The 20,823-nt window shown below is 71.4% G+C and carries 22 protein-coding genes; 16 read left to right on the forward strand and 6 right to left on the reverse strand.

What is annotated here, in order from left to right:
* The first annotated feature begins 7 nt into the window (after nucleotides 1-7).
* A complete protein-coding gene (locus HCN51_RS34270) occupies nucleotides 8-895 on the forward strand; it encodes a hypothetical protein (protein ID WP_168015327.1) in 888 nt (295 codons plus the stop codon).
* Nucleotides 896-897: 2 nt separating this feature from the next.
* Here HCN51_RS34270 and HCN51_RS34275 read toward each other — a convergent pair whose 3' ends face one another.
* The 3 genes from HCN51_RS34275 to HCN51_RS34285 form a co-directional block, all read right to left on the reverse strand.
* The gene (locus HCN51_RS34275) at nucleotides 898-1,542 is read right to left on the reverse strand and encodes a MerR family transcriptional regulator (RefSeq protein WP_168015329.1); all 645 of its coding nucleotides are present in this window, start codon (nucleotides 1,540-1,542) and stop codon (nucleotides 898-900) included.
* A 15-nt stretch (nucleotides 1,543-1,557) separates the two neighbouring features.
* Nucleotides 1,558-2,406 carry a LysR family transcriptional regulator gene (locus HCN51_RS34280; protein ID WP_277350161.1) on the reverse strand — a complete coding sequence of 283 codons (849 nt, stop codon included), beginning with the start codon at nucleotides 2,404-2,406 and terminating at the stop codon, nucleotides 1,558-1,560.
* Nucleotides 2,407-2,517: 111 nt separating this feature from the next.
* Nucleotides 2,518-3,321 carry an alpha/beta fold hydrolase gene (locus HCN51_RS34285; RefSeq protein ID WP_206068207.1) on the reverse strand — a complete coding sequence of 268 codons (804 nt, stop codon included), beginning with the start codon at nucleotides 3,319-3,321 and terminating at the stop codon, nucleotides 2,518-2,520.
* Nucleotides 3,322-3,403: 82 nt separating this feature from the next.
* On the opposite strand from HCN51_RS34285, the gene HCN51_RS34290 reads away from it, so the two are divergent.
* From HCN51_RS34290 to HCN51_RS34305, 4 genes are all read left to right on the forward strand, one after another.
* A complete protein-coding gene (locus tag HCN51_RS34290; RefSeq protein ID WP_168015333.1) occupies nucleotides 3,404-3,832 on the forward strand; it encodes a MarR family transcriptional regulator in 429 nt (142 codons plus the stop codon).
* Nucleotides 3,833-4,210: 378 nt separating this feature from the next.
* A complete protein-coding gene (locus tag HCN51_RS34295) occupies nucleotides 4,211-5,281 on the forward strand; it encodes a thiolase C-terminal domain-containing protein (RefSeq protein ID WP_168015335.1) in 1,071 nt (356 codons plus the stop codon).
* Between the two features lie 124 nt (nucleotides 5,282-5,405).
* On the forward strand, nucleotides 5,406-5,939 hold the full coding sequence (locus HCN51_RS34300) for a sigma-70 family RNA polymerase sigma factor (protein WP_168015337.1): 534 nt from the start codon (nucleotides 5,406-5,408) through the stop codon (nucleotides 5,937-5,939).
* Nucleotides 5,936-6,814 carry a hypothetical protein gene (locus HCN51_RS34305; RefSeq protein ID WP_168015339.1) on the forward strand — a complete coding sequence of 293 codons (879 nt, stop codon included), beginning with the start codon at nucleotides 5,936-5,938 and terminating at the stop codon, nucleotides 6,812-6,814. The genes HCN51_RS34300 and HCN51_RS34305 overlap by 4 nt, the downstream gene beginning before the upstream one ends.
* 20 nt (nucleotides 6,815-6,834) lie before the next feature.
* Here HCN51_RS34305 and HCN51_RS34310 read toward each other — a convergent pair whose 3' ends face one another.
* Nucleotides 6,835-7,923: an N-acetylglucosamine kinase gene (locus HCN51_RS34310; RefSeq protein ID WP_168015341.1), complete on the reverse strand. Its 1,089-nt coding sequence runs from the start codon at nucleotides 7,921-7,923 to the stop codon at nucleotides 6,835-6,837.
* A 60-nt stretch (nucleotides 7,924-7,983) separates the two neighbouring features.
* On the opposite strand from HCN51_RS34310, the gene HCN51_RS62520 reads away from it, so the two are divergent.
* From HCN51_RS62520 to HCN51_RS34340, 6 genes are all read left to right on the forward strand, one after another.
* Nucleotides 7,984-8,853, forward strand: a complete 870-nt coding sequence (locus tag HCN51_RS62520; RefSeq protein WP_230465518.1) for a MurR/RpiR family transcriptional regulator — start codon at nucleotides 7,984-7,986, stop codon at nucleotides 8,851-8,853.
* Entirely contained in the window at nucleotides 8,850-9,587 is a 738-nt protein-coding gene (locus tag HCN51_RS34320) for a sugar isomerase domain-containing protein (RefSeq protein WP_080042161.1), read from the forward strand. The genes HCN51_RS62520 and HCN51_RS34320 overlap by 4 nt, the downstream gene beginning before the upstream one ends.
* Nucleotides 9,588-9,669: 82 nt before the next feature.
* Nucleotides 9,670-11,022 (forward strand): cellulose binding domain-containing protein, encoded by a 1,353-nt coding sequence (locus HCN51_RS34325; protein WP_168015343.1) that lies wholly within the window; start codon nucleotides 9,670-9,672, stop codon nucleotides 11,020-11,022.
* A gap of 57 nt (nucleotides 11,023-11,079) precedes the next feature.
* A complete protein-coding gene (locus tag HCN51_RS34330; protein WP_168015345.1) occupies nucleotides 11,080-12,327 on the forward strand; it encodes an extracellular solute-binding protein in 1,248 nt (415 codons plus the stop codon).
* Nucleotides 12,327-13,205 carry a carbohydrate ABC transporter permease gene (locus HCN51_RS34335; RefSeq protein WP_168015347.1) on the forward strand — a complete coding sequence of 293 codons (879 nt, stop codon included), beginning with the start codon at nucleotides 12,327-12,329 and terminating at the stop codon, nucleotides 13,203-13,205. The genes HCN51_RS34330 and HCN51_RS34335 overlap by 1 nt, the downstream gene beginning before the upstream one ends.
* Nucleotides 13,202-14,020, forward strand: a complete 819-nt coding sequence (locus HCN51_RS34340) for a carbohydrate ABC transporter permease (protein ID WP_168015349.1) — start codon at nucleotides 13,202-13,204, stop codon at nucleotides 14,018-14,020. Before HCN51_RS34335 ends, HCN51_RS34340 begins: the two co-directional genes overlap by 4 nt.
* A gap of 71 nt (nucleotides 14,021-14,091) precedes the next feature.
* Here the strand turns inward: HCN51_RS34340 and HCN51_RS34345 are convergent, their stop codons facing one another.
* Together HCN51_RS34345 and HCN51_RS34350 are read right to left on the reverse strand one after the other, a co-directional pair.
* A complete protein-coding gene (locus tag HCN51_RS34345) occupies nucleotides 14,092-14,568 on the reverse strand; it encodes a GntR family transcriptional regulator (protein WP_168015351.1) in 477 nt (158 codons plus the stop codon).
* Between the two features lie 227 nt (nucleotides 14,569-14,795).
* A complete protein-coding gene (locus HCN51_RS34350) occupies nucleotides 14,796-15,818 on the reverse strand; it encodes a BadF/BadG/BcrA/BcrD ATPase family protein (protein ID WP_168015353.1) in 1,023 nt (340 codons plus the stop codon).
* 79 nt (nucleotides 15,819-15,897) lie between these two features.
* Here HCN51_RS34350 and HCN51_RS34355 point away from each other — a divergent pair, with 79 nt between their 5' ends.
* Genes HCN51_RS34355 through HCN51_RS34375 form a run of 5 tightly spaced genes read left to right on the forward strand, consistent with a single transcriptional unit; the run spans nucleotide 15,898 to nucleotide 20,758 of the window.
* A complete protein-coding gene (locus tag HCN51_RS34355; RefSeq protein WP_080047157.1) occupies nucleotides 15,898-16,770 on the forward strand; it encodes a MurR/RpiR family transcriptional regulator in 873 nt (290 codons plus the stop codon).
* The gene (locus tag HCN51_RS34360; RefSeq protein WP_080042154.1) at nucleotides 16,767-17,501 is read left to right on the forward strand and encodes a sugar isomerase domain-containing protein; all 735 of its coding nucleotides are present in this window, start codon (nucleotides 16,767-16,769) and stop codon (nucleotides 17,499-17,501) included. Before HCN51_RS34355 ends, HCN51_RS34360 begins: the two co-directional genes overlap by 4 nt.
* A 19-nt stretch (nucleotides 17,502-17,520) precedes the next feature.
* Nucleotides 17,521-18,930 (forward strand): N-acetylglucosamine/diacetylchitobiose ABC transporter substrate-binding protein, encoded by a 1,410-nt coding sequence (gene ngcE / locus HCN51_RS34365; protein WP_168015355.1) that lies wholly within the window; start codon nucleotides 17,521-17,523, stop codon nucleotides 18,928-18,930.
* The gene (locus HCN51_RS34370; RefSeq protein WP_168015357.1) at nucleotides 18,930-19,841 is read left to right on the forward strand and encodes a carbohydrate ABC transporter permease; all 912 of its coding nucleotides are present in this window, start codon (nucleotides 18,930-18,932) and stop codon (nucleotides 19,839-19,841) included. The genes ngcE and HCN51_RS34370 overlap by 1 nt, the downstream gene beginning before the upstream one ends.
* On the forward strand, nucleotides 19,841-20,758 hold the full coding sequence (locus tag HCN51_RS34375; RefSeq protein ID WP_168015359.1) for a carbohydrate ABC transporter permease: 918 nt from the start codon (nucleotides 19,841-19,843) through the stop codon (nucleotides 20,756-20,758). The genes HCN51_RS34370 and HCN51_RS34375 overlap by 1 nt, the downstream gene beginning before the upstream one ends.
* Nucleotides 20,759-20,823: the final 65 nt, after the last annotated feature.

The raw sequence follows: 20,823 nt of genomic DNA on the forward strand, positions 1-20,823 counted from the left end.
TGACGTCATGAACGTGAACCTCGACCTCATCCCCGGCTTCCTCGCCGGACACGGGCGGCTCCTCGACCGCCGCCGCTACGACCTGCTCACCGGCGCGGGCGACGCCGCCGGCGCGCTGGCGGCCCTGGAGGGCTACCGCAACGCCGACGGCGGCTACGGCTGGGGGCTGGAGCCCGACCTGCGCTCGCCCGAGAGCCAGCCCGGCGCCGCGCTGCACGCCTTCGAGGTGTTCGAGGAGGCCGGCGCGGTCACCTCGCCGCACGCCGCGGCGCTGTGCGACTGGCTGGAGACGGTGACGCTGCCCGACGGCGGGCTGCCGTTCTCCCTGCCGCTGGCCGTGCCCACCGCCACCGCCCCCTGGTGGGCGGGCAGCGACCACGCCAGCTCGTCCCTGCAGATCACCGCCATCACCGCGGCCGCCGCCCACCGCGTGGGCGCCCACGACCCCGCCGTGGCCGCCCACCCGTGGCTGGAGCGGGCCACCCGCTACTGCCTCGACGCCATCCAGGCGATGGAGGAGCCGCCGCACGCGTACGTGCTGCTGTTCGCCGTCCGCTTCCTCGACGCCCTGTACGACGACCACCCCCGCGCGGCCGACCTGCTCAAGCGGCTCGGCGCCCGCATCCCCGGCGACGGCCGGGTGCCCGTCGAGGGCGGCACCGAGAACGAGACGCTGCGGCCGCTCGACTTCGCGCCGTTCCCCGGACGGCCGGTGCGCGACCTGTTCGAGCCCTCCGTGATCGCGGCCGACCTCGTGCGGCTGGCGGGGGAGCAACAGGACGACGGCGGGTGGACCGTGGACTACGCGCGGATCTCGCCGGCCGGGTCGCTGGAGTGGCGCGGCGCCGCCACGGTCAGCGCGGTCCGGATCCTGCGCGCGAACGGCCTGGCCTGACTCTAGGCGTCACTCGTCTGGCCGGGTGGGGAGCTCATGCGCCGGGCCGACTCCGACTCCTGGGCCATGCGGCGCAGCGTGTCGAGCGCCCTGCCGTACAGGACCGTGCCGAGCACCAGCGCCTCCACCGCGGCGTCGCGCGGCCCGTCGAACGGGATGGCCCTCATCTCCACCTCCGACACCAGCTTCCGCACCACCTCCACGTACGGCGCCAGGTCCACCGGCACGCCGAGCTGGCGCATCCTGATCAGCGTCTGGGCCAGCTCGTCACGGGTGGGGGCGTCGGGGTGGACGTCCCAGCCCAGGTCCTTGACGAACGCGTCCACCTCGGCGCGGGCGGCCTGCCACTCCTCGCCCGGCTCGGGCTCGACGGCCGGGCTGAGCGCCCAGTGGGCGGTGCCCAGCATCTGGTGCACGGGCATCGACTCGTCCTCGACGGCGGCCACGATCTTCTTGATCGAAGCCACCGAGAGGCGGCCCACGTCGAGCAGGGCCCGGATCAGGCGGAGCCGGCGCAGGTGCGTCTCGTCGTACTCGGCCCTGGTCGCGGCCGTCTGCTCACCCTGGTGCAGCATGCCTTCGCGCAGGTAGTACTTGATCGTGGGGATGGCCACCCCGGACTTGGCGCTGAGTTCGGAGATCCGCATCGTTAGATAATAGTGCTATCCAGAGCGGGCGAGGTGCCGGGCCGCGCTCACCAGCTCCTGCACGTCCGCCTGCCGGTTCCACAGGAAGACCACGTCGAGCGGCGGCACGTCCTCCTTGATCGGGACGAACACCAGCGTGCCCGGCACCGTCGTGCCCTCGCGCACGCACAGAGCGTATCCGGCGCCCTCCTTGACCATGCTCACGACCAGGTCGTGGCCGGCCGCCGACGGGCCCAGGCGGGGGTGCAGGCGTTGCCGGACGAACGCCTCCAGGAAGCGGCGCGCCCCCGCCACGGCGTCGGACTCCGGCATGATCAGCGGCTCGCCCGCCAGGTCCGACAGCGACAGCGCCTCGTGCTGCGCCAGGTGGTGCTCCCGGTGCAGCAGCGCGCGCACCGGGAAGCGGTGGATGAGCATGCGGCCCACCCCCCGGGGCAGCGAGCCGGGCGCGTAGCCGAGCCCCGCCTGCAAGGCGCCGTCCGCGATCGAGACGACCTGCTCCGCCGTCCCCATGGGAGCCATGCGCAGGCGGCCGGTGTGCAGCTGGGACAGCAGTCGCGCGGCCACGTCCGCCAGGCCGTCGGCCACGCCCAGGCGGGCGGTCCCGCCCGTGCACCTGGCGGCGGCCACGGCGCGCTCGAACGCGTCGACGGCGACCGTCGCCTGGGCCAGGAACGCCTCGCCGGCCTCGGTGAGCGTCACCCCGCTCGACGAGCGGCTGAACAGCTCGACGCCGATCTCCTTCTCCAGCGCCCTGAGCTGCTCCGACAGCGTGGGCTGTGCGATGTGCAGCGCGGCGGCGGCCCGGCGCAGGCTGCCGGCTCGCGCGATTGCCATCGCATATCGGACATAGCGTAGATCCATCGCTCACCTCGGATGATGATGATGGGCAATCGGTAGATCGCACCTCCGTATTACAAGAGGGGGCAGCTTCCGTGAAGGTGTTCAGTCACCCGGCTGTAGTGACAATTCCCGCTATATAGCCTTTTCGTGCTGGTCAGACGGGCCGCCGAGGATTTCGCGCAGCCGTCCGGAAAAGGCCTTCGGGCGGAAAAGAGCGCCATTATGGCCGCCCGGAAACTCCACCGGCGAAAGGCCGAGCCGGGCGGCCAGCCGGAGCGCGCACCGGTACGGCATGATCGGCCCGGAGCTCGCACCCACGGCCGGCACGATCCGCGGCGCGGCGGCCTTGAGTGCGGCCTCGTCGAGGCGGTGGCGACGGACGGCCGGGGCGTCGTGCGTGAGGAAGAACGTCAGGTTCGCCAGCCGATCGGGGCCGGGCGGGGTCAGGACGACGTCCTCCTCGCGGTCGGCCGGATCGATCCCCGCCACCACCAGGAACCTGCGCAGCGCCGCGAACGCCCCCTCCGCCCGGAACGCCTCCTCCACCTCCCGCTGGTCGCGCCGCGCCGCCTCGCGCTCGGCCTCGGGCAGGAACTGGGTGGCGGGCGGCTCGTGCGCGACCAGCCGGCGCACCTGCTCGGGATGGCGGGCGACGAGCTCCAGGCCGATCATCGCGCCGATGCTGCTGGCGAAGACCAGCGCGGGCTCGTCCGTGATCGCGGCCAGCAGCCGGTGCACGTCGTCGGCGTGCGTCCCGATCGTCGGCGGCCCCGCCGAAGCGTCGATCACGCTGCCGGAAAGGCCGCGGCGGTCGTACGTCAGAACGGTGTAGCGCCCGGCGAGCCGATCGGCGAGCGCGGCGCTCGCCTCCGCGTCCCCGTCACCCCCGGCGACCAGCAGGAGCAGCGGCCCCGCACCCCGGATGTTGTACCGCAACGTAGCGCCAGGGACCTGAATTACATCTGTTTTCTGATGCATCATGTTTTAGATGTATCATAAATGTGGTGCAATGGGGAGCGTGAACGGCCTCGAACTTCTGCTCCTGGGCCACCGCCTGATCCGCCTCGGCGAGGACGCCCTGCCGCCCTCGCACTTCCGGCAGCTCTCCCGGGGCGCCCGCACGGTGGTCGTGGACGTCTTCAGCCACCCCGGCAGCTCCATCAAAGAGATCACCGAACGGACCGGCCTGCCCCAGAGCCTCGTCTCGGCCACCGTCGCCAAGCTCCGCGACGCCGGCATCATGGCCACCGAGCCCGACCCCGCCGACCGCCGCCGCACCCTGGTCGCCCCCGCGCCCGGAGTGGCGGAACGCGGGCAGCGGCTCGCGGGGGAGACGACCGTGGACGGGGTGCTGGCGCGCGCCATGGGCATGGAGGCCGACGAGGTCAAGGACATCGTCACCCAACTCGACGCCCTGGCCAGACGCCTGGCCCCCCTGGACCCCTGACCGACTCCACCGCCCCGCGCACCCCCGCCTCAGGCGCCGCGGCACCCCGCCGCTCCACCGCCCCACGCGCCCGAGTCTTAGGCGCCGCCCCGCCGCCCGGTTGCGATCCCGCCGCCCTCGGCGCCGCCCGCCGCCCCGCCTGCCTCGCTGTCTCGCGTTCTGCCGTCCGTGCGCAGCGCCGTCCTGCTGCCCTGCCGCCTCGCGTGCCTCGCCGTTCAGTTGGCGGGCGGATGCCGGGCGGGGCGGTGAGGTCGGCTGGGGTGGTGATGCCGTGAGGGCGCATGATCGTAGTGAGCCGAGCAAGCGCTTGCCTCACCTATCGGGGTCGGGTTAGCGTGGCGGCGAACCGGGGGTGGCGCGACGGCGGGAGGAGGGCCGATGCAGCCCTTCGCGGGGCGGGCGGCCGTGGCCGGGATCGGGATGACGACCCTGAGCAGGGAGTCCGGCCTGAGTGAGCTGGAGCTGGCCGCCGAGGCGGGCCGGGCGGCGTGCGCGGATGCCGGGATCGCGCCGCGCGAGGTGGACGCCGTGCTCAGCTACCACCTGAACGACTCCGCGCCCGTCGTCCAGGTCGCACGGGCGCTCGGCATCGAGCGGCTCGGCTGGCACAACGACATCGCGGGCGGCGGCACCCAGGCGGCCTCCATCCTGGGCGACGCGGCCATGCTCATCCACTGCGGCCTGGCCCGTAACGTCCTCGTCTACCGGGCGCTCAACGGCCGCTCGGGCAGGCGCATGAACACGGTCTCCACCGGCCCGCAGGAACGCTTCACGTACGGGCTGGCCGGCCCCATCCCGCTGTTCGCCCTGGCCGCCACCCGCTACCTGCACGACACCGGGCTCACGGACGAGCACCTGCACGCCGTCGTCGCCCAGTCCAGGCAGAACGCCAAGACCAACCCGCGCGCCCTGCGCCGCGAGCCGCTCGAACTCGCCGACTACCTGTCCAGGCCGTACGTCTGCACCCCGCTGCGCACGGTCGACTGCTGCCAGGAGACGGACGGGGCGTGCGCGCTGCTGGTCAGCGGCGTGCTGGACGGGCCGCGCGTGCGGGCCGTGGTGCGCGGCGGCGGGCCCGGCTGCTCGGCCATGGACCGGGCGCCCGACGTGACGGCGGTCTTCTCGGCGTACGTGGCGCCCATGCTGTGGGAGGCGTCCGGGATGCGGCCCTCCGACGTGGACGTGGCGCTGCTCTACGACGCCTACTCGTGGCTGGTGCCCAGGCAGCTGGAGGACTTCGGGCTGGTGGCGCGCGAGGAGCTGGGGGCGTACCTGCTGGAGCGCCGCCACGCGTGGGTGAACCCGCACGGCGGGCTGCTGTCCGAGGGGTACGTGCACGGGCTGAACAACGTGGCGCAGGCCGTGCGCGAGCTGCGGTCGGGTGGTGAGGTGGCGCTGGTGACGGGGTTCGGCGGCAGCTACGGGAGCGCGGCCCTGCTCGTACGATGAGAGCCGCCTTCGCATGGTGAAATCCCGCTCGTACGGTGAAAAAGCGTGAAATGCGGGGGGCCGCCGCGACATGTACGGGGTGTTCCGACCCCGAGACCGAGGAGGCCGACCATGGGGACCGCCCGTGGATGATGACCGGAAGCACCGGTTCGAGGCCCTCTACAGACAGACGTACGAACAGATACTGGGCTACGCCGTCCGCCGCTGCGACTCCCCTGAGGACGCGGCGGACGTGGTCGCCGAGACGTTCGCCATCGCCTGGCGCCGCTTCGACGCGCTGCCGGCGGGCGGCGAGGCCAGGCTCTGGTTGTACGGTGTCGCGCGCAACGTGCTGGCCAACCACCGGCGCGGCCTGGCCAGGCACCGGCACCGGAGCGTGGAGCTCGACGCCGACCTCGCCGACCTGTACGCCCGCTCGCCCGAGGGCAGCGTCGAGCTGGGCGCGATCGCGCGGGCGTTCCGCGAGCTGCCCGACGGGGATCGGGAGCTGATCTCGCTGGTGGTGTGGGAGGGGCTGGACCATGGGGGGATCGCCCGGGTCCTGGGCTGCTCGCGCAACGCCGCGCGCATCCGCCTCCATCGGGCCCGCAAGCGCCTGTCCAAGGCACTGTCCAGCGCCGGGATCGCGGCCGACGGCTTCGCTGTGGAGTTCATATGAACGAGCTGAGCAACCTCGCCCGGGTGCGGGACGAGGACCTGTCGGGGCGGGTGTCCGGCGCGGGGGCGCGGGCACTGTTGGAGTCGATCACCGCCGAGGATCCGGAAACCCGGCCGGCCACCCCCGGGCCGCGCCGCCGCCGGGCGCGGCGGCTTCTGGTGAGCGTGGCCGCCGCCACCGTGCTGGCCGCCGGAGTGACCGTCGTCAACGTAACAGGAGGTGCCACGGTGTCCTATGCCAGTGCCGAGCTGGACATCACGCAGGAAGGCGGCGAATGGGTCGCCCGCATCAAGGATCCCTACGCCGAGAACGAGAAGTACACCCGGGGGTTCGCGGCGGTGGGGCTGAACGTGCAGGTGCGGATCGTGCCCGCGTCGCCGAGCCGGGCCGGGCAACTGCTCCAGCTCGGCGGGTCGGGGCGGGGCATGCGGGTCTCGACCGTTACGGAGCCCGACGGCTGCGAGCCGGGGCGGCCCGGCTGCGACCTGGTGATCAAGGTGCCCGTCGGGGTCACCGGTGAGGCGTGGGTCAAGTTCGGGCGGCTGGCCAGGCCGGGGGAGGCGTACGACCAGCCCGGCCGCGCCAACGCCAAGGGTGAGCCGCTGGAGGGCGTCAAGGTGAGCGGGCGCACCGTGGGGGAGCTGACCTCGGAGGCCCGCCGGCGCGGCCTGCGGACCATCCTGCAGATCATCACGCCCGGGGAGAACTACGAGGGCTACTCCATCCGCCCCGGCCAGGGCTCGGCCGGGGTCGGGGACGACTGGTTCGTCTGGGAGGCCGAGTCGGTGGCGGCCGACACGGTCCGGCTGCTGGTCACCAAGGAGCGCCTGCCGAAGAACCCGGTCTACGGGGACATGGAGCCTCCCGTCGGATGAAGGCCGCTGCGCGGACGGGGTCACGCCGTGGCGGTGAAGGCCGGATGAAGGGCCTCCGCCTGCGCGGCGGACAGCCACTCACGCGCGGCCAGCCACGCCGCCGCCCCCGCCGGATCGCCCGCCACCACGACCCTGCCCGCCACGACCCTGCCCGCCACGGCCCTGCCCGCCACGACCCTGCCCGCCACGGCCCCGCCCGTCCCGGCCCCGACGGCGCCCGTCCCGGCCGCGCCCGCCCCGACCGCGTCCGCCGCGTCGGCGGTTCCGGTCGCCAGGAGCTCGGTGACGGCCCGGCGCATCGGCCCCGCGTTGGTGAGGACGCTGCCGGCGAGCACCACCGGCCCCGCGTCGTGGACCGTGCATAAGGTCGTCACCAGCCGGGACGCGGCCTCGCGGACGATCCCCGCCGCCACCGGATCGCCTGCCTCGGCCGCCCGGCTGACCAGCGGGGCCAGCTCGGCGAGGGCGAGCGGCGGCCGGGCGTGCACCGCCGCCGCGAGCCGGGCCACCGGGTCCTGGCCGGGCCCGTCGGGCAGGAGGTGGCGGACGACGAGGGCCACCAGCTCACCACCGTCTCCCAGCTCCGGTGAGGCATCCTGCAGCTCCAGTGAGGCGAGGGTGCGGATGGCGGTGCGGGCGGCGGCGCGGCCGAGCCAGAAGGCGGAGCCCTCGTCGCCGAGCTGCCACCCGAACCCGTCGGCGATGGCGACCGCCCGGTGGCCGGTAATTTTTGCCGCGATGGCCCCCGTCCCGGAGATGAGCACGCTCCCGGACGGCAGAGCCGTACCGGCGGCGAAGGCCGTGACGAGATCGCCCACGGACGTGACGGGAACGCCGGGCAGCACGTCACGAAAGACCTGTGCGGCCAGCTCCGCGCACGCCGCAGGGCTGCCCGCCACCCCCACCACCACGGCCTCCACCTGCGGAGGAGAGGCCCCGGACAGGGCGGCGCGCACGGCGGACGTCAGGTTGGCGGCGGCCGCGGACGCCCCGAGCGCCCCCGGGTTGGCCCCGCCCGCGCGCCCCCGCCGCACCACCTCACCCTCGAGGGTGAACAGCGCCGCCCGCGTCGACGTCCCTCCCGCATCCACCCCGAGCACGAGTCGCATGTCAAAAATTATTGCCGAATCGCCTTGACGGCACCATAGTCTGAGCATAATTATCACCGCGTGGAACTCCTCAACCGCATCAGATCCGACCAGCACGACATGCCCGAGGCCCTGCGCAAGGTGGCGGACGCCATCCTGGAGGCCCCGGCGGAGGCCGCCCGGCTGACGATCGTCGACCTGGCCGAGCGGAGCGGGACGTCCACGGCCACCATCACCCGCTTCTGCCGCGCCCTCGGCTTCGCCGGCTACGCGGAGCTGCGCGTGGCCATCGCCACCGAGACGGGCCGGGTCGCGCAGCAGACGTGGGAGACCGACATCGGCCAGGAGATCCTGCCCGACGACAGCCTCGAACGGGTGCTGGGCGTCGTCTCCGGCAACGACATCCGCCTGATCCAGGAGACCCGCGACCAGCTCGACCTGGCCGTGGTGGAGAAGGTCGCGCAGGCGGTGGCGCGGGCGGGGCGGGTGCTGCTGTTCGGGGTGTCGAGCAGCGCCGCCGTGGCCAGCGAGATGGAGTACCGGCTGCAGCGCATGCGCGTGCCGACGTGGAGCAGGTCCGACGCGCACAGCGCGCTGACGGACGCGGCGCTGCTCGGTCAGGGCGACGTGGCGATCGGGATCTCGCACAGCGGCAGGACGCGCGAGGTCATCGAGGTGCTGGCGGAGGCGGGCAGCCATGGCGCGATCACCGTGGCGGTCACCTCGCAGCCGAGGTCGCCGCTGGCGGAGGTGGCCGAGTTGGTGCTGACGACGGCGAGCAGGGCGACGAGCTTCCGGTCGGAGGGGTTCGCGGCGATCCACTCGCAGCTGCTGGTGCTCGACGTCGTGTACGTGTCGGTCGCGCAACAGACCTACGAGCGTACGAAACAGGCTTTCGACGTCACCGTCCGCGCAGTAGCCGGACACCGCCTCCCAGAAGGGGATATATGACGATAAATCCGAGAGACTTCGCCGATCACATCGCCCACCTCGTCCGGACCATCCCCGACGACCCCGAGATCACCCGCGCCGCCGACCTGTTCACCAAGGCCCTGACCGCCGGCGGCGTCATCCAGGCATTCGGCTCCGGCCACTCCGAGGCCATCGCGATGGAGATCGCCGGCCGCGCGGGCGGCCTCGTGCCCACCAACCGCCTCGCGCTCAGGGACATCGTCCTGTACGGCGACGCGCCCCGCTCCGAGCTCGACCGCTACGACCTCGAACGTGACCCGGCCGTCGCCCGCACCCTGCTCGACCTGGCTCCCGTCCAGCCGCACGACCTGTTCGTCATCATCTCCAACTCCGGCGTGAACGGCGTCGTCGTCGAGCTCGCCACCCTCGTCAAGGAACGCGGTCACGACCTGATCGCGATCACCTCGCGAAGCGGGGGAGCGTCCCGGCACCCCTCGGGCCGCAAGCTCGCCGACCTGGCCGACGTCGTCCTGGACAACCACGCCCCGTACGGCGACGCCGTTCTGCCGCTGCCCGGTGGCGGCGCGACCGGGGCCGTCTCCACCATCACCTCCGCGCTGCTGGCCCAGCTCGTGGTCACGCAGACGGTACGCAACCTGCTCGAAGCCGGCGAAGTGCCGCCCGTCTACCTCTCGGCGAACGTCCCCGAGGGCGACGCGCACAACCTGCGCCTGGAGGCCCTGTACGCGGGCCGCATCCGCCGCGGCGCCTGACACCTCGCAGCACGGCACCGTCAGCTCTCTTCGGCATGCACGACTCTCGGGGGCCGCACAACCCGCAAGGAGAACCCCACCCATGTCCCGAAATTTCGGAAAAGTCCTCGTCTCCTTAGCCCTCCCCGCCCTCCTCATCGCGGTGACCCTGGTGGCCTCCCCGGCCGCCGCCGCCCAGGCCGTCCGCCTCCAGTACCGCACCAGCGCCCCCGGCGCGACCACCGCCCAGGCCGAGCCCTGGCTGCGCCTGTTCAACGACGGCACCACCACGATCCCGCTCGGCCAGGTCAAGATCCGCTACTACCTCACGGGCACGGAGACGTACCGCTTCGCCTGCTCCTGGGCGGTGGTGGGCTGCTCCACGATCACCGGCCGGTTCGCCCCGCAGGAGGGCGGCAAGCAGTACCTGGAGGTGGGCTTCACCTCGGGCAGCCTCGGCCCCGGCCAGAACACGAGCGACATGCAGCTGCGCTTCTACCGGACCGACTGGCAGACCTTCGCGCAGGGCGACGACTACTCCTACGGCGCGAACACCTCGTACACCGACTGGGACAGGATCGCCGTCTACGTGAACGGCACGCTCGCCTGGGGCAAGCCCACCGGAACGGAGCCCGACCCCGACCCGACCGACCCGCCCACCGGCGGCACCGGCGAGCTCTTCGACGACTTCACCTACACCGGGCCGAGCGACCCGCGCCTGGCCCAGCGCGGCTGGACGGTCCGCTCCAGCTCCGGCGGCCCCGGCGTGCCCGGCGCCACCTGGTCGCCGTCGGCCGTCTCGTTCCCCGGCGGCCTGCTGACGCTCGACTCCTCGACGAACGGCACCGCCGCCGGCACCGTCCAGACCGAGCTGTCCACCGCGAGCCGCAAGTTCCACGAGGGCACGTACGCGGCCCGCGTCCGCTTCAGCGACGCCCCCACCAGCGGCCCCGACGGCGAGCACGTGGTGCAGACGTTCTTCACCATCACCCCGCTGCGCTACAACCTGGACCCCGACTACGGCGAGCTCGACTTCGAGTACCTGCCGAACGGCGGCTGGGGCGAGCCGTCGAACATCCTCTACACGACGAGCTGGGAGACCTACCAGGCCGACCCGTGGCAGGCCGTCAACACCCACACGGAGGAGCGCGCGAGCTTCGCCGGCTGGCACGACCTGGTCATCCAGGTGTCGGGCGGCCGGATCAAGTACTACGTGGACGGCCGCCTGTTCGCCGACCACGGTGACATCTACTATCCCGAGACGCCCATGTGGATCATGTTCAACCAGTGGTTCATCGATCTGCAGGGCGTGACCGGGGCCCGTACGTACCGGCAGCAGGCCGATTACCTCTATTACAGCAAGAACGAGGTCGTCGCGCCCGCCACCGTGCTCTCCCGCGTCGCCGCGCTGCGTGCCGCCGGCACCGCGTTCAAGGACACCGTCCCCAACCCGTGACGAACCCCCGCGCCCGCCCTCGCGGCGGGCGCGGCACCCCCCGTGAAGAGGAACGCCATGAAACACCGCATCCTGGCCCTGGTGGCCGTGCTGGCGCTGAGCGCGTGCGGCACCCCGGCCGAGGAGCCGAAGGCGAGCGGCCCGGCGAAACTGACCGTCTGGATCATGGACGGCAGCGTCACGCAGGAGCTGCTGAAGAAGTTCGAGACCGCGTACGAGGCGGCGCACCAGGGCATCGACCTCGACATCCAGATCCAGGCGTGGGACGGCATCGGCGAGCGCGTCACCGCGGCCCTGGCCAGCACCGACGCCCCCGACGTGATCGAGGTGGGCAACACGCAGGTCGCCCAGTACTCGGCCAGCGGGGGCGTCACGGACCTGACCGCCAAGGTGGGCGAGCTGAAGGGCGCGGACTGGCTGCCGGGCCTGGCCCAGCCGGGCAACATCGACGGCAAGCAGTACGGGATCCCCTGGTACGCCGCGAACCGGGTGGTCGTCTACAACAAGGACCTGTTCGCCGAGGCGGGCATCAAGGAGCCCCCGAAGACCCGCGACGAATGGCTAGAAATCACGAAAAAGCTCAATAAAGGTGGCAATCAGGGCATCTATCTGACCGGTCAGACCTGGTACGCCCTGGCCGGCTTCATCTGGGACGAGGGCGGCGACCTCGCGGTCCACGAGGGCGGCAAGTGGAAGGGCGCCCTCGACACCCCGCAGGCCCTGGCCGGCATGGACTTCTACAAGCGGCTCCAGGCCCTCGGCAAGGGCCCGAAGGACGCCGACGAGGCGAACCCGCCCCAGCACGAGGTGTTCGCCCAGGGCAAGGTGGCGCAGATCATCGCCGTCCCGGGCATCGCCGCCCGCGTCCTGGAGGTGGACGCGAAGCTCAAGGACAAGATGGGCTTCTTCCCCATCCCGGGCAAGACGGCCGACAAGCCGGGCACCGTGTTCACCGGCGGCTCCGACCTGATCATCCCGGCCGCCTCCAAGCGGCAGGAGGAGGCGTACGAGCTGGTCAAGGCCCTGGCGGGGGAGCAGTTCCAGACCGAGCTGGCCAAGACCATGAGCTTCGTGCCGAACCGTACCTCGCTGGCCGGCGTCCTGTCGGGCGAGGAGGGCACCGCCGCCATGGCCAAGGGCGCCGCCAACGGCCGCGCCACCCCCAACACCCCCAACTGGGCCGCCGTCGAGGCCACCTCCGTCATCAAGCAGTACATGACGGCCGTGCTCACCGGCGCCGACCCGGCGGCGGAGGCGCGCAAGGTCTCGGAGTCGATCACCTCGACCCTGAACAGCGGATCCTGATGCGCGGCCGTTCCCCCTGGCCCTACCTGCTCATCGCGCCCACGGTGGCGGGCGGGGCCTTCCTCCTGCTCTATCCGCTGCTCAAGGCGGCGGTCATCTCGTTCCAGCACTTCCGCATGGGGGAGCTGATCAGGGGCGGCGCGGCGTTCGCCGGCCTGGAGAACTACGCCGAGCTGCTGTCGGGCGAGGAGTTCTGGCAGGTGCTGCTGCGCACCCTCGCCTGGACCGCGATCAACGTGGTGCTCATCGTCGTGCTGGCCACGGGGGTCGCGCTGATGCTGCCGCGGCTGCGGCGCGGCCTGCGGCTGGCGCTGATGAGCGCGCTCGCGCTGGCCTGGGCCATGCCGATCATCGCGGCCACCACCGTCTTCCAGTGGTTGTTCCAGTCGGAGCTCGGCGTGGTCAACTGGCTGCTGGTCACGCTCGGTTTCGACTCCTTCCAGGGCTACACCTGGTTCGCGAACGGCACGGCCACCTTCGCCGTGCTCGTCGTCCTCGTCGTGTGGCAGTCCGTCCCGTTCGCCGCGCTCACCCTCTACGCCGGGCTCACGACGATCCCCGTGGAGCTGTTCGAGTCGGCCAGGATCGACGGCGGCACCGGCCGGCAGGTGTTCTGGAGGGTCACCTTCCCCATGCTCAGGCAGCTGTTCGCCCTCGTGGCCGCGCTGGAGGTGATCTGGGTGGCCAAGTGCTTCCCGCAGATCTGGGTGCTCAGCCAGGGCGGCCCCGGCGACGCCACGACCACCCTGCCGGTGTACGCGTTCAAGATCGCCCGGGTGCTGCACCGCTACGACCTCGGCTCGGCGGTCGCCATGCTGACCGTCCTCCTCCTGGCCGTCGCCCTGGTCGCCAACCTGCGCCGGATGGTGCGCTCATGAAGCGGCTCGCGCTGAACGTCACGGCCGTCGCGGTGCTCATCGTCACGATCTTCCCCGTCTACTGGATGTTCCTGACCGCCTTCAAGCCCACCCGCGACATCCAGTCGGACACCCCGACGTTCTGGCCCGCCCACCCCACGCTCGACCACTTCGTCACCGCCGTGAACGCCCCGGGGTTCTGGACCTACTGGCGCAACAGCCTGCTCGTCACCGCAGGTGCCGTGCTGATCGCGCTGGTGGTGGCGCTGATGGCGGCCTTCGCGGTGGCCCGGATGCGCTGGCGGGGGCGCGGCGCGTTCGTGGTGGCGGTCTTCGCCGCGCAGATGGCGCCGTGGGAGGCGCTGCTCGTGCCGGTCTTCATCATCGCCCGCGACACGGACCTGCTGGACTCGCTGGCCATGCTGACCGGCGTCTACTTCATGATCACGCTGCCGTTCACCATCGTGACCCTGCGCGGCTTCCTCGCCGCGATCCCGCCCGAGCTGGAGGAGGCCGCCCAGGTGGACGGGTGCAGCCGGGTCGTGGCCTTCCGGCGCGTCGTCTTCCCGCTGCTGGCGCCCGGCCTGATGGCCACCTCGCTGTTCGGGTTCATCACCGCCTGGAACGAGTTCGCCTTCGTCAACGTGCTGATCATCAAGGATCAGGACAAGCGCACGCTGCCCGTGTGGCTGTCGTCCTTCCGGGACGTCTTCGGCACCGACTGGGGCGCGACCATGGCCGCGGCCAGCCTGTTCGCGCTGCCGGTGCTGCTGCTCTTCCTGTTCCTGCAACGCCACGTCGGGACGGGCATGACGGCGGGCGCGGTCAAGGGCTGACCGCGCCCCCGGGCGTCAGGTCCCGGGCGTCAGGTCCCGGGCGTCAGGTCTCGGGCGTCAGGTCTCGGGCGTCAGGTCTCGGGCCAGGAGTCCTTCTGGGAGACGTAGCTGCCGCGCTGCGCGACCGTGTAGATCCAGCCGCGCTCCCGCAGCAGCGCCATGGCCCGCCGGACGGTCTCGCGCGCCACGCCGTACTGCTTCACCAGCGCGGTCTCGCCCGGGATGGGCCGCCGCGGCTGGTACTTGCCCGCCTTGATCTGCTCCGTGAGATCCGACGCGATCTGCTGGTACAGCGGCACCTTCCGCTGTTTGCGGGGCGCTCCCGTCGAAGGGCCCACGAAGGCTCCCTCACCCTGGACGGTGTAGATGAGCCCCTCTTCGCGCAGCACGTGCACCGCCCGCCTGGCGGTGGTTCTGGCCACGCCGAACTCCTCCTGGATCTCGGCCTCGCTCGGTATCGGCTCTCCGGCCGGAAGGCCGGCGACCCGCTCCCTGAGGATGGCGGCGATCTGGAGGTAGATGTGGGTGTCCCCTTCGTAGTCGAGCACGTAAGAAACATAGGCCAACGCGGGGCAAGAGCGCTCAAATCGAATCGACTTTTCAGACGAAGCGCCCGCTGCGGCCGGACGAGAACAGACGACCAGTCATGCCTGCGACCGCCGCCTCAGCCGCCGGAGATGCCGGAAATGCCTGATCAGGCGGCGGTTCCGGAGATGCGTGGCCCGGCGGTTTCGGGGATGCGTGCTCAGGCGGCGGCGGTTTCGGGGACGCGTGCTCAGGCGGCGGCGGTGAAGGCCGCGTGCACGGACCTGGCCTCAGCGTCCGCGAGGACGGTGCGGGCCGCCAGCCAGGCCGCCGCTCCCGCCGCGTCCCGCGCCGTCAGCACCGTCTCGCCCGCCAGCAGGTCCAGCACGGCCTCCCGTACGGGGCCCGCGCTCGTCAGCACGCTGCCCGCCAGCACCACCGGCCCCGACACGTGCACCCGCCGCAGCGTCGCCACCAACCGGTCCGCGGCCTCGTGCGCGATCTTGACCGCCAGCGGGTCACCGGCCGCCGCGGCCTCGCTGACCAGCGAGGACAGCGCGGCCAGCCGCATGTGGTCGGCCTGCGCCAGGCGGACGATGCGGGCACCGGCGGCACGCGGCGTGGCCGGCCGCTCGGCGCCCAGGAAGTGTTGCCCGACGAGCCGGAAGAGCAGGCCCTCGGCATCGAGCCCGGCCGGCGTGCCCGGCTCGATGGAAGCAGTTCCATGCGTTGGCGGGTAGGGGAACAGGGTCGCCACCGGCAGCCCGCGATCCAGCGCGTCGACCAGCGCCTTGGCCGCCCGGCGCCCGATCCAGAACCCGGAGCCGGCGTCCCCGAGCAGCCACCCCATCGCGTCCGCGACCAGGTCCAGCTCGTACCCCACGATCCGCGCCGCGGCCGCCCCCGTTCCGGACAGCAGCAGCGACCCGTCGGGTTCGGCGGAGCCGGCGGCGTACGCGATCGGCACGTCGCCCTGGAACCGGGGCGCCCCCTCGATCCCGTGCGCGGCCCACACCTCGGCCAGCGCGGGCACGACCTCGTCGGCGTACCCGGCCACGCCCGCCATCGACGCGACCACGCGCGGCCCGCCGCCGGGCGGGAGCGCGGCCCCCAGAGCCTCGTCGAGGGCCGACAGCGCCTTGCCGAGCCCGTGGGCGGTCGGGTTGCCCGCGCCGGCCCGCGCGTACCCGACGCGGGTGCCCTCCAGCGTGTGGACGGCGACCCGCGTGGAGGTGGCGCCGGCGTCGACACCGACCACTAGCGATTGCGTCACGGTCCGAGTCTGGGGGTTGACGCGACCAAGAAGCAAGAATAATTTTCGCCAGAAGACCGGGTATCCGGAAGGAATATTCGTGACTTCAGGAGCGCTCGCGCGCGTCGAAACGGAACTACCCGGCCTGCCGGAGGCTCTGCGCAGGGTCGGCGAGGTCATTCTCGGAGACCCCGCCGAGGCCGCCCGGTCGACCATCATCGCCCTGGCCGAGCGGGCCGGCAGCTCGCCCGCCACCGTGACCAGGTTCTGCCGGGCCTTCGGGTTCTCCGGCTACGCGGAGCTGCGCGTGGCGCTGGCCACCGAGACGGGCCGGGCCGCGCAGGCCGGCTGGGGCGCCGGCGTCGGGCACGAGATCGGCCCCGACGACCCGCTCGACGCCGCCATCGAGGTCATGGCCGCCGCCGACACCCGGCTCATCCAGGACACCGCCGCCGGGCTCGACCCCGACGCCGTCGCGCAGGTGGCCGACGCCATCGTGGCCGCGCCGCGCGTCCTGCTCGTCGGCGTCTCCACCAGCGGGAACGTCGCGACCATGCTGGAAGGCCGGCTGCGCCGCATCGGCATCCCCGGCTGGAGCGCGGGCGACGCGCACGTGGCGCTGTCGGAGGCGGCGCTGATGAAGGCGGGCGACGTGGCCATCGGCATCAGCCACCGGGGCCGTACCCGCGAGGTCATGGAGGCGCTGGCCGAGGCCGGCAGCCACGGCGCGCTCACCGTCGCCGTCACCTCCTTCGCCCGCTCGCCGCTGGCCGAGCTCGCCGACCTGGTGCTGACCACCGCGAGCAGGGAGACCACGTTCAGGCTGGGCGGGCTCGCGGCCGTGCACTCGCAGCTGTTCGTGCTGGACGCCGTGTACGTGGCGGTCGCCCAGCGCACCTACGAGCGGACGAACGAGGCGTTCGAGCGGACGATCAGCGCCGTGGAGAGCCACCGGGTGGAGAGGGGCCCATGACGTACGCAACCAAGGTCCTGGAGCTGGCCCGCCAGGTCGCGGAGAGCCAGGCCGAGCCGGTCACCCGGGCGGCGGCGCTGTTCGTCGCGGCCATCAGGGCGGGCGGTGTCGTCAACGCTTTCGGCTCCGGCCACTCCGAGGCCATCGCCATGGAGATCGCCGGCCGCGCGGGCGGGCTCGTCCCGAGCAACCGCCTCAGCCCCAGGGACCTCGTCCTGTACGGCGGGCAGCCCCCGAGCGTGCTCACCCCGGAGCTGGAGCGGGACCCGGCCATCGCGCGGCAGATCTACGACCTGGCGCCGGTCGCGCCCGAGGACGTGTTCGTGCTGGTGTCCAGCTCCGGCGTGAACGGCGCGGTCGTCGAGCTGGCCAGGATCGTCAAGGACCAGGGCCACCCGCTGATCGCGATCACCTCGGTCGCGCACAGCACCCGCATGACCTCCCGCCACCCGTCGGGCGGCAAGCTGCTCGACCTCGCCGACGTGGTGCTCGACAACGGCGCGCCGTACGGCGACGCCATTCTCGACCTGCCCGGCGGCGGCAGCTACGGTGCGGTTTCCACGATCACCTCGGCGTTGCTCGCGCAACTCGTGGTCACCGAGGCGGTGGACGCGCTCGTCGCGCTCGGCGAGACGCCTCCCGTCTACCTGTCGGTCAACGTGACCGGCGGCGACGAGCACAACAAGGCCCTGGAGAGCCGCTACGCAGGGCGCATCAGACGCGGAAAATGAAAGGTCAGGAGCAACCATCATGCCTCACACCCCCCATATCAGCAGGCGCGAACTCCTCCGCGGCGCCGCGCTCGTGCCCGTCGCGGGCGCGCTCGCCGCGTGCGCCACGCCGGCGGCGCCGCCCGCCGCCACGAGCTCGGCCGCCCCGGCCGCGACCAGCGCCGCCAACCCGTTCGGCGTCGGCACCAAACCACTCGAAATCTGGATCTTCGACGGCGGCTTCGGCCAGGACTACGCCAAGAACATCCACGAGCCGCTGTTCAAGTCGAAGTACTCCGGCGTCGAGATCAAGCACAACGCCACCAAGGAGATCACCAAGGTCCTGCAGCCGCGCTTCGCCGGCGGCAACCCGCCCGAGGTGATCGACAACTCCGGCGCCAACTTCATGGACTTCGGCGCCCTGTCCCAGGACGGCCAGCTCCAGGACCTCACCCCGCTGCTGGACGCCCCGAGCTGGGACGACCCGAACGTCAAGGTCAGGGACACCATCGACCAGTCCGTCATCGACATCGGCACCTACGACGGCAAGTTCAGCGTCCTCGGCTACGTCAACTACATCCACGGCATCTGGTACTCGCAGAAGGTCTTCCGGGACAACGACTGGCAGATCCCCAAGACCTGGGACGAGTTCCTCGCCCTGTGCGAGACCATCAAGAAGTCCGGCAAGATGGCGCCGTTCACCTACGCCGGCAAGTTCCCCCAATACCTGTACGAGCCGCTGCTCACCATGGCCGCGAAGATCGGCGGCAACGAGGTGCTGGTCAACATCGACAACCTCGAGGACGGCGCCTGGACCACCGAGGCCATGAAGACCGCCGCCGCGGCCTGGGCCGAGGTCGGGGCGAAGTACCTCATGGAGGGCACCACCGGCCTCGACCACGTCCAGACCCAGACCGCCCAGAACAAGTACAAGGTGGCCATGCTGCCCTCCGGCTCCTGGCTGGAGAACGAGCAGAAGACCACCACCCCCGCCGACTTCGAGTACGGCATGTTCCCCATCCCCGACGTCACCGGCTCCGACAAGCTCCCGTACGGCACCCTGCACACCCAGCCCGGCGAGAACTTCATCGTCTCCGCCAGGAGCGCCCACCCGCAGGCCGGCATGGAGTACCTGCGGGCCATGCTGTCGAAGAAGGCGGCCGGCGACTTCAGCGCGCTCGTCCGCACCCTGACCGTCGTCAAGGGCGCCACCGAGGGCCGCGACATCTCCCCGGGCGTCACCAGCGCCTCCAAGGCGGTCGCCGCCGCCGGCGCGAACGCCGTCTACTACCGCTGGTACAACTGGTACGGCCCCCTGAAGGACGAGGCCGTCGCCGCCACCGGCGAGCTCATGTCCGGCGGCCTGACCGCCGACAAGTACCTCGAACGTCTCCAGAAGAAGGCCGACGAGATCAAGAACGACTCCTCGATCAAGAAGTTCAAGCGCTGATGTTCTTCAACAGGTATCGCCGCGGGCTGTTCATCACCTCGTTCCTGGCAGCCCCGGTGATTCTCTACCTGGTGTACGTGATCGCCCCGTACATCCAGGCGTTCTACATCGCCATGACCGACTGGCGCGGCGTGACGGCCACCCCCAGGTTCATCGGCCTGGACAACTTCGTCCGGCTCTTCAACGACACCGTCTTCTGGAAGGCCGTCACCCACAACGCGGCGCTGCTCGTGCTGCTGCCGCTGATCACGATCGTCATCGCCCTGTTCTTCGCCTTCCTGCTCAACGTCGGCGGGGCGCAGGGCGTGACCGGCATCCGCGGGTCGAAGTTCTACCGCGTCGTGTTCTTCTTCCCGCAGGTGCTGGCCGTCGCCGTGGTGGCGGTACTGTTCCAGCAGGTGTTCCGGCCCGACGCCAGCGGCATGCTGAACGGCCCCCTCATGGCGCTCGGGCTCGGCCCCGTCGGGTTCCTGTCCGACACCGACATCGCGTTCTGGTCGGTGCTCGGCGTCATGGTGTGGCAGGCGGTCGGCTTCTACGTCGTGCTCTTCTCCGCCGGCCTCGCCTCCATCCCCAAGGACATGTTCGAGGCCGCGCAGATCGACGGCGCCAGCCGGACCAGCCTGTTCTTCCGCATCACGCTGCCGCTGCTCTGGGACACCGTCCAGACCGCCTGGGTCTACCTCGGCATCCTCGCCCTCGACGTGTTCGCCATCGTCTGGGTGATGACCCTCCAGCACGGCGGCCCCGACCGCGCCACCACCGTCATGGCCGCCGAGATCTACCGCAACGCCTTCGAGCACTTCCGCTTCGGCTACGCCTCCGCGCTCGGCGTGGTGATGTTCTTCTTCACCGTCGGCTTCGCGATCCTGTCGCTGCGGCTGTCCCGGCGCGAACGAATCGAGTACTGATGACAACGATGATCTCGTGGACGGCCGCGAACTCGCGGAAGATCGCCCGCGACGAACGCAAGCGCCGCCTCGGCCCCCTCGGCGTGCTCACGCACGTGGCCCTGCTCATCTGGACCCTGCTCGTGATGGTCCCGATCCTGTGGACGTTCCTGGCCTCGGTCAAGAGCGAGGACGAGATCTTCGGCGACGCCTGGTCCCTGCCCGCCACGCTGCGCTGGGACAACTTCGCCCGGGCATGGGAGCAGGCGCACATCGGGCAGTACATGCTCAACAGCGTCATCGTCGTGTCCTTCAGCACCTTCGGGACCATGCTCATCGGGTCGATGGCGGCGTACGTGCTGGCCCGCTACCCCTTCCGCGGCAACCGCGCCATCTACCTGCTGTTCGTCTCCGGCCTGGCCTTCCCCGTCTACCTGGCGCTGACCCCGCTGTTCTTCGTCGTCCAGAACATGGGCACCATCCCCGTGGTCGGTCCGTACATCGGCCTGAACACGCACGCGGGGGTCGTCCTCGTCTACATCGCGTACTCGATGCCCTTCACCATCTTCTTCCTGTCGGCCTTCTTCCGCACCCTGCCGACCGCCGTGGGAGAAGCCGCCATGGTGGACGGCGCCTCCCACACCCGCGTGTTCTTCCAGATCATGCTGCCCATGGCCAGGCCCGGCATCATCAGCATCACGATCTTCAACGTCCTGGGCCAGTGGAACCAGTACCAGCTCCCGCTGATCCTCCTCCAGGAACGCGACAAATGGGTGCTCACCATGGGCATCGCCGACATCTCCACCGCCGCCGGCTACGACCAGGACTGGTCCGCCCTGTTCGCCGCCCTCACCCTCGCCATCCTGCCCATGCTGATCGTCTACACCGTCTTCCAACGCCAGATCCAGTCCGGCCTCACCTCGGGAGCGCTCAAGTAGCTCTCAGAGCACTCGAACGGGTCGCACGCTCATACCGCTCGAGTGCTCAAACGGGTCGCATGCCG

The organism is Nonomuraea composti, assembly GCF_012034275.1.
Lineage (GTDB): Bacteria > Actinomycetota > Actinomycetes > Streptosporangiales > Streptosporangiaceae > Nonomuraea > Nonomuraea composti.

What these genes read in the sequence shown, in the direction of transcription:
- HCN51_RS34270 (WP_168015327.1), top strand. Translation starts at nt 8, where the DNA reads ATGAACGTGAACCTCGACCTCATCCCCGGCTTCCTCGCCGGACACGGG.
- HCN51_RS34275 (WP_168015329.1), bottom strand. Translation starts at nt 1,542, where the DNA reads ATGCGGATCTCCGAACTCAGCGCCAAGTCCGGGGTGGCCATCCCCACG.
- HCN51_RS34280 (WP_277350161.1), bottom strand. Translation starts at nt 2,406, where the DNA reads ATGGATCTACGCTATGTCCGATATGCGATGGCAATCGCGCGAGCCGGC.
- HCN51_RS34295 (WP_168015335.1), top strand. Translation starts at nt 4,211, where the DNA reads ATGCAGCCCTTCGCGGGGCGGGCGGCCGTGGCCGGGATCGGGATGACG.
- HCN51_RS34305 (WP_168015339.1), top strand. Translation starts at nt 5,936, where the DNA reads ATGAACGAGCTGAGCAACCTCGCCCGGGTGCGGGACGAGGACCTGTCG.
- HCN51_RS34310 (WP_168015341.1), bottom strand. Translation starts at nt 7,923, where the DNA reads ATGCGACTCGTGCTCGGGGTGGATGCGGGAGGGACGTCGACGCGGGCG.
- HCN51_RS34320 (WP_080042161.1), top strand. Translation starts at nt 8,850, where the DNA reads ATGACGATAAATCCGAGAGACTTCGCCGATCACATCGCCCACCTCGTC.
- HCN51_RS34325 (WP_168015343.1), top strand. Translation starts at nt 9,670, where the DNA reads ATGTCCCGAAATTTCGGAAAAGTCCTCGTCTCCTTAGCCCTCCCCGCC.
- HCN51_RS34330 (WP_168015345.1), top strand. Translation starts at nt 11,080, where the DNA reads ATGAAACACCGCATCCTGGCCCTGGTGGCCGTGCTGGCGCTGAGCGCG.
- HCN51_RS34335 (WP_168015347.1), top strand. Translation starts at nt 12,327, where the DNA reads ATGCGCGGCCGTTCCCCCTGGCCCTACCTGCTCATCGCGCCCACGGTG.
- HCN51_RS34340 (WP_168015349.1), top strand. Translation starts at nt 13,202, where the DNA reads ATGAAGCGGCTCGCGCTGAACGTCACGGCCGTCGCGGTGCTCATCGTC.
- HCN51_RS34360 (WP_080042154.1), top strand. Translation starts at nt 16,767, where the DNA reads ATGACGTACGCAACCAAGGTCCTGGAGCTGGCCCGCCAGGTCGCGGAG.
- ngcE (WP_168015355.1), top strand. Translation starts at nt 17,521, where the DNA reads ATGCCTCACACCCCCCATATCAGCAGGCGCGAACTCCTCCGCGGCGCC.
- HCN51_RS34370 (WP_168015357.1), top strand. Translation starts at nt 18,930, where the DNA reads ATGTTCTTCAACAGGTATCGCCGCGGGCTGTTCATCACCTCGTTCCTG.
- HCN51_RS34375 (WP_168015359.1), top strand. Translation starts at nt 19,841, where the DNA reads ATGACAACGATGATCTCGTGGACGGCCGCGAACTCGCGGAAGATCGCC.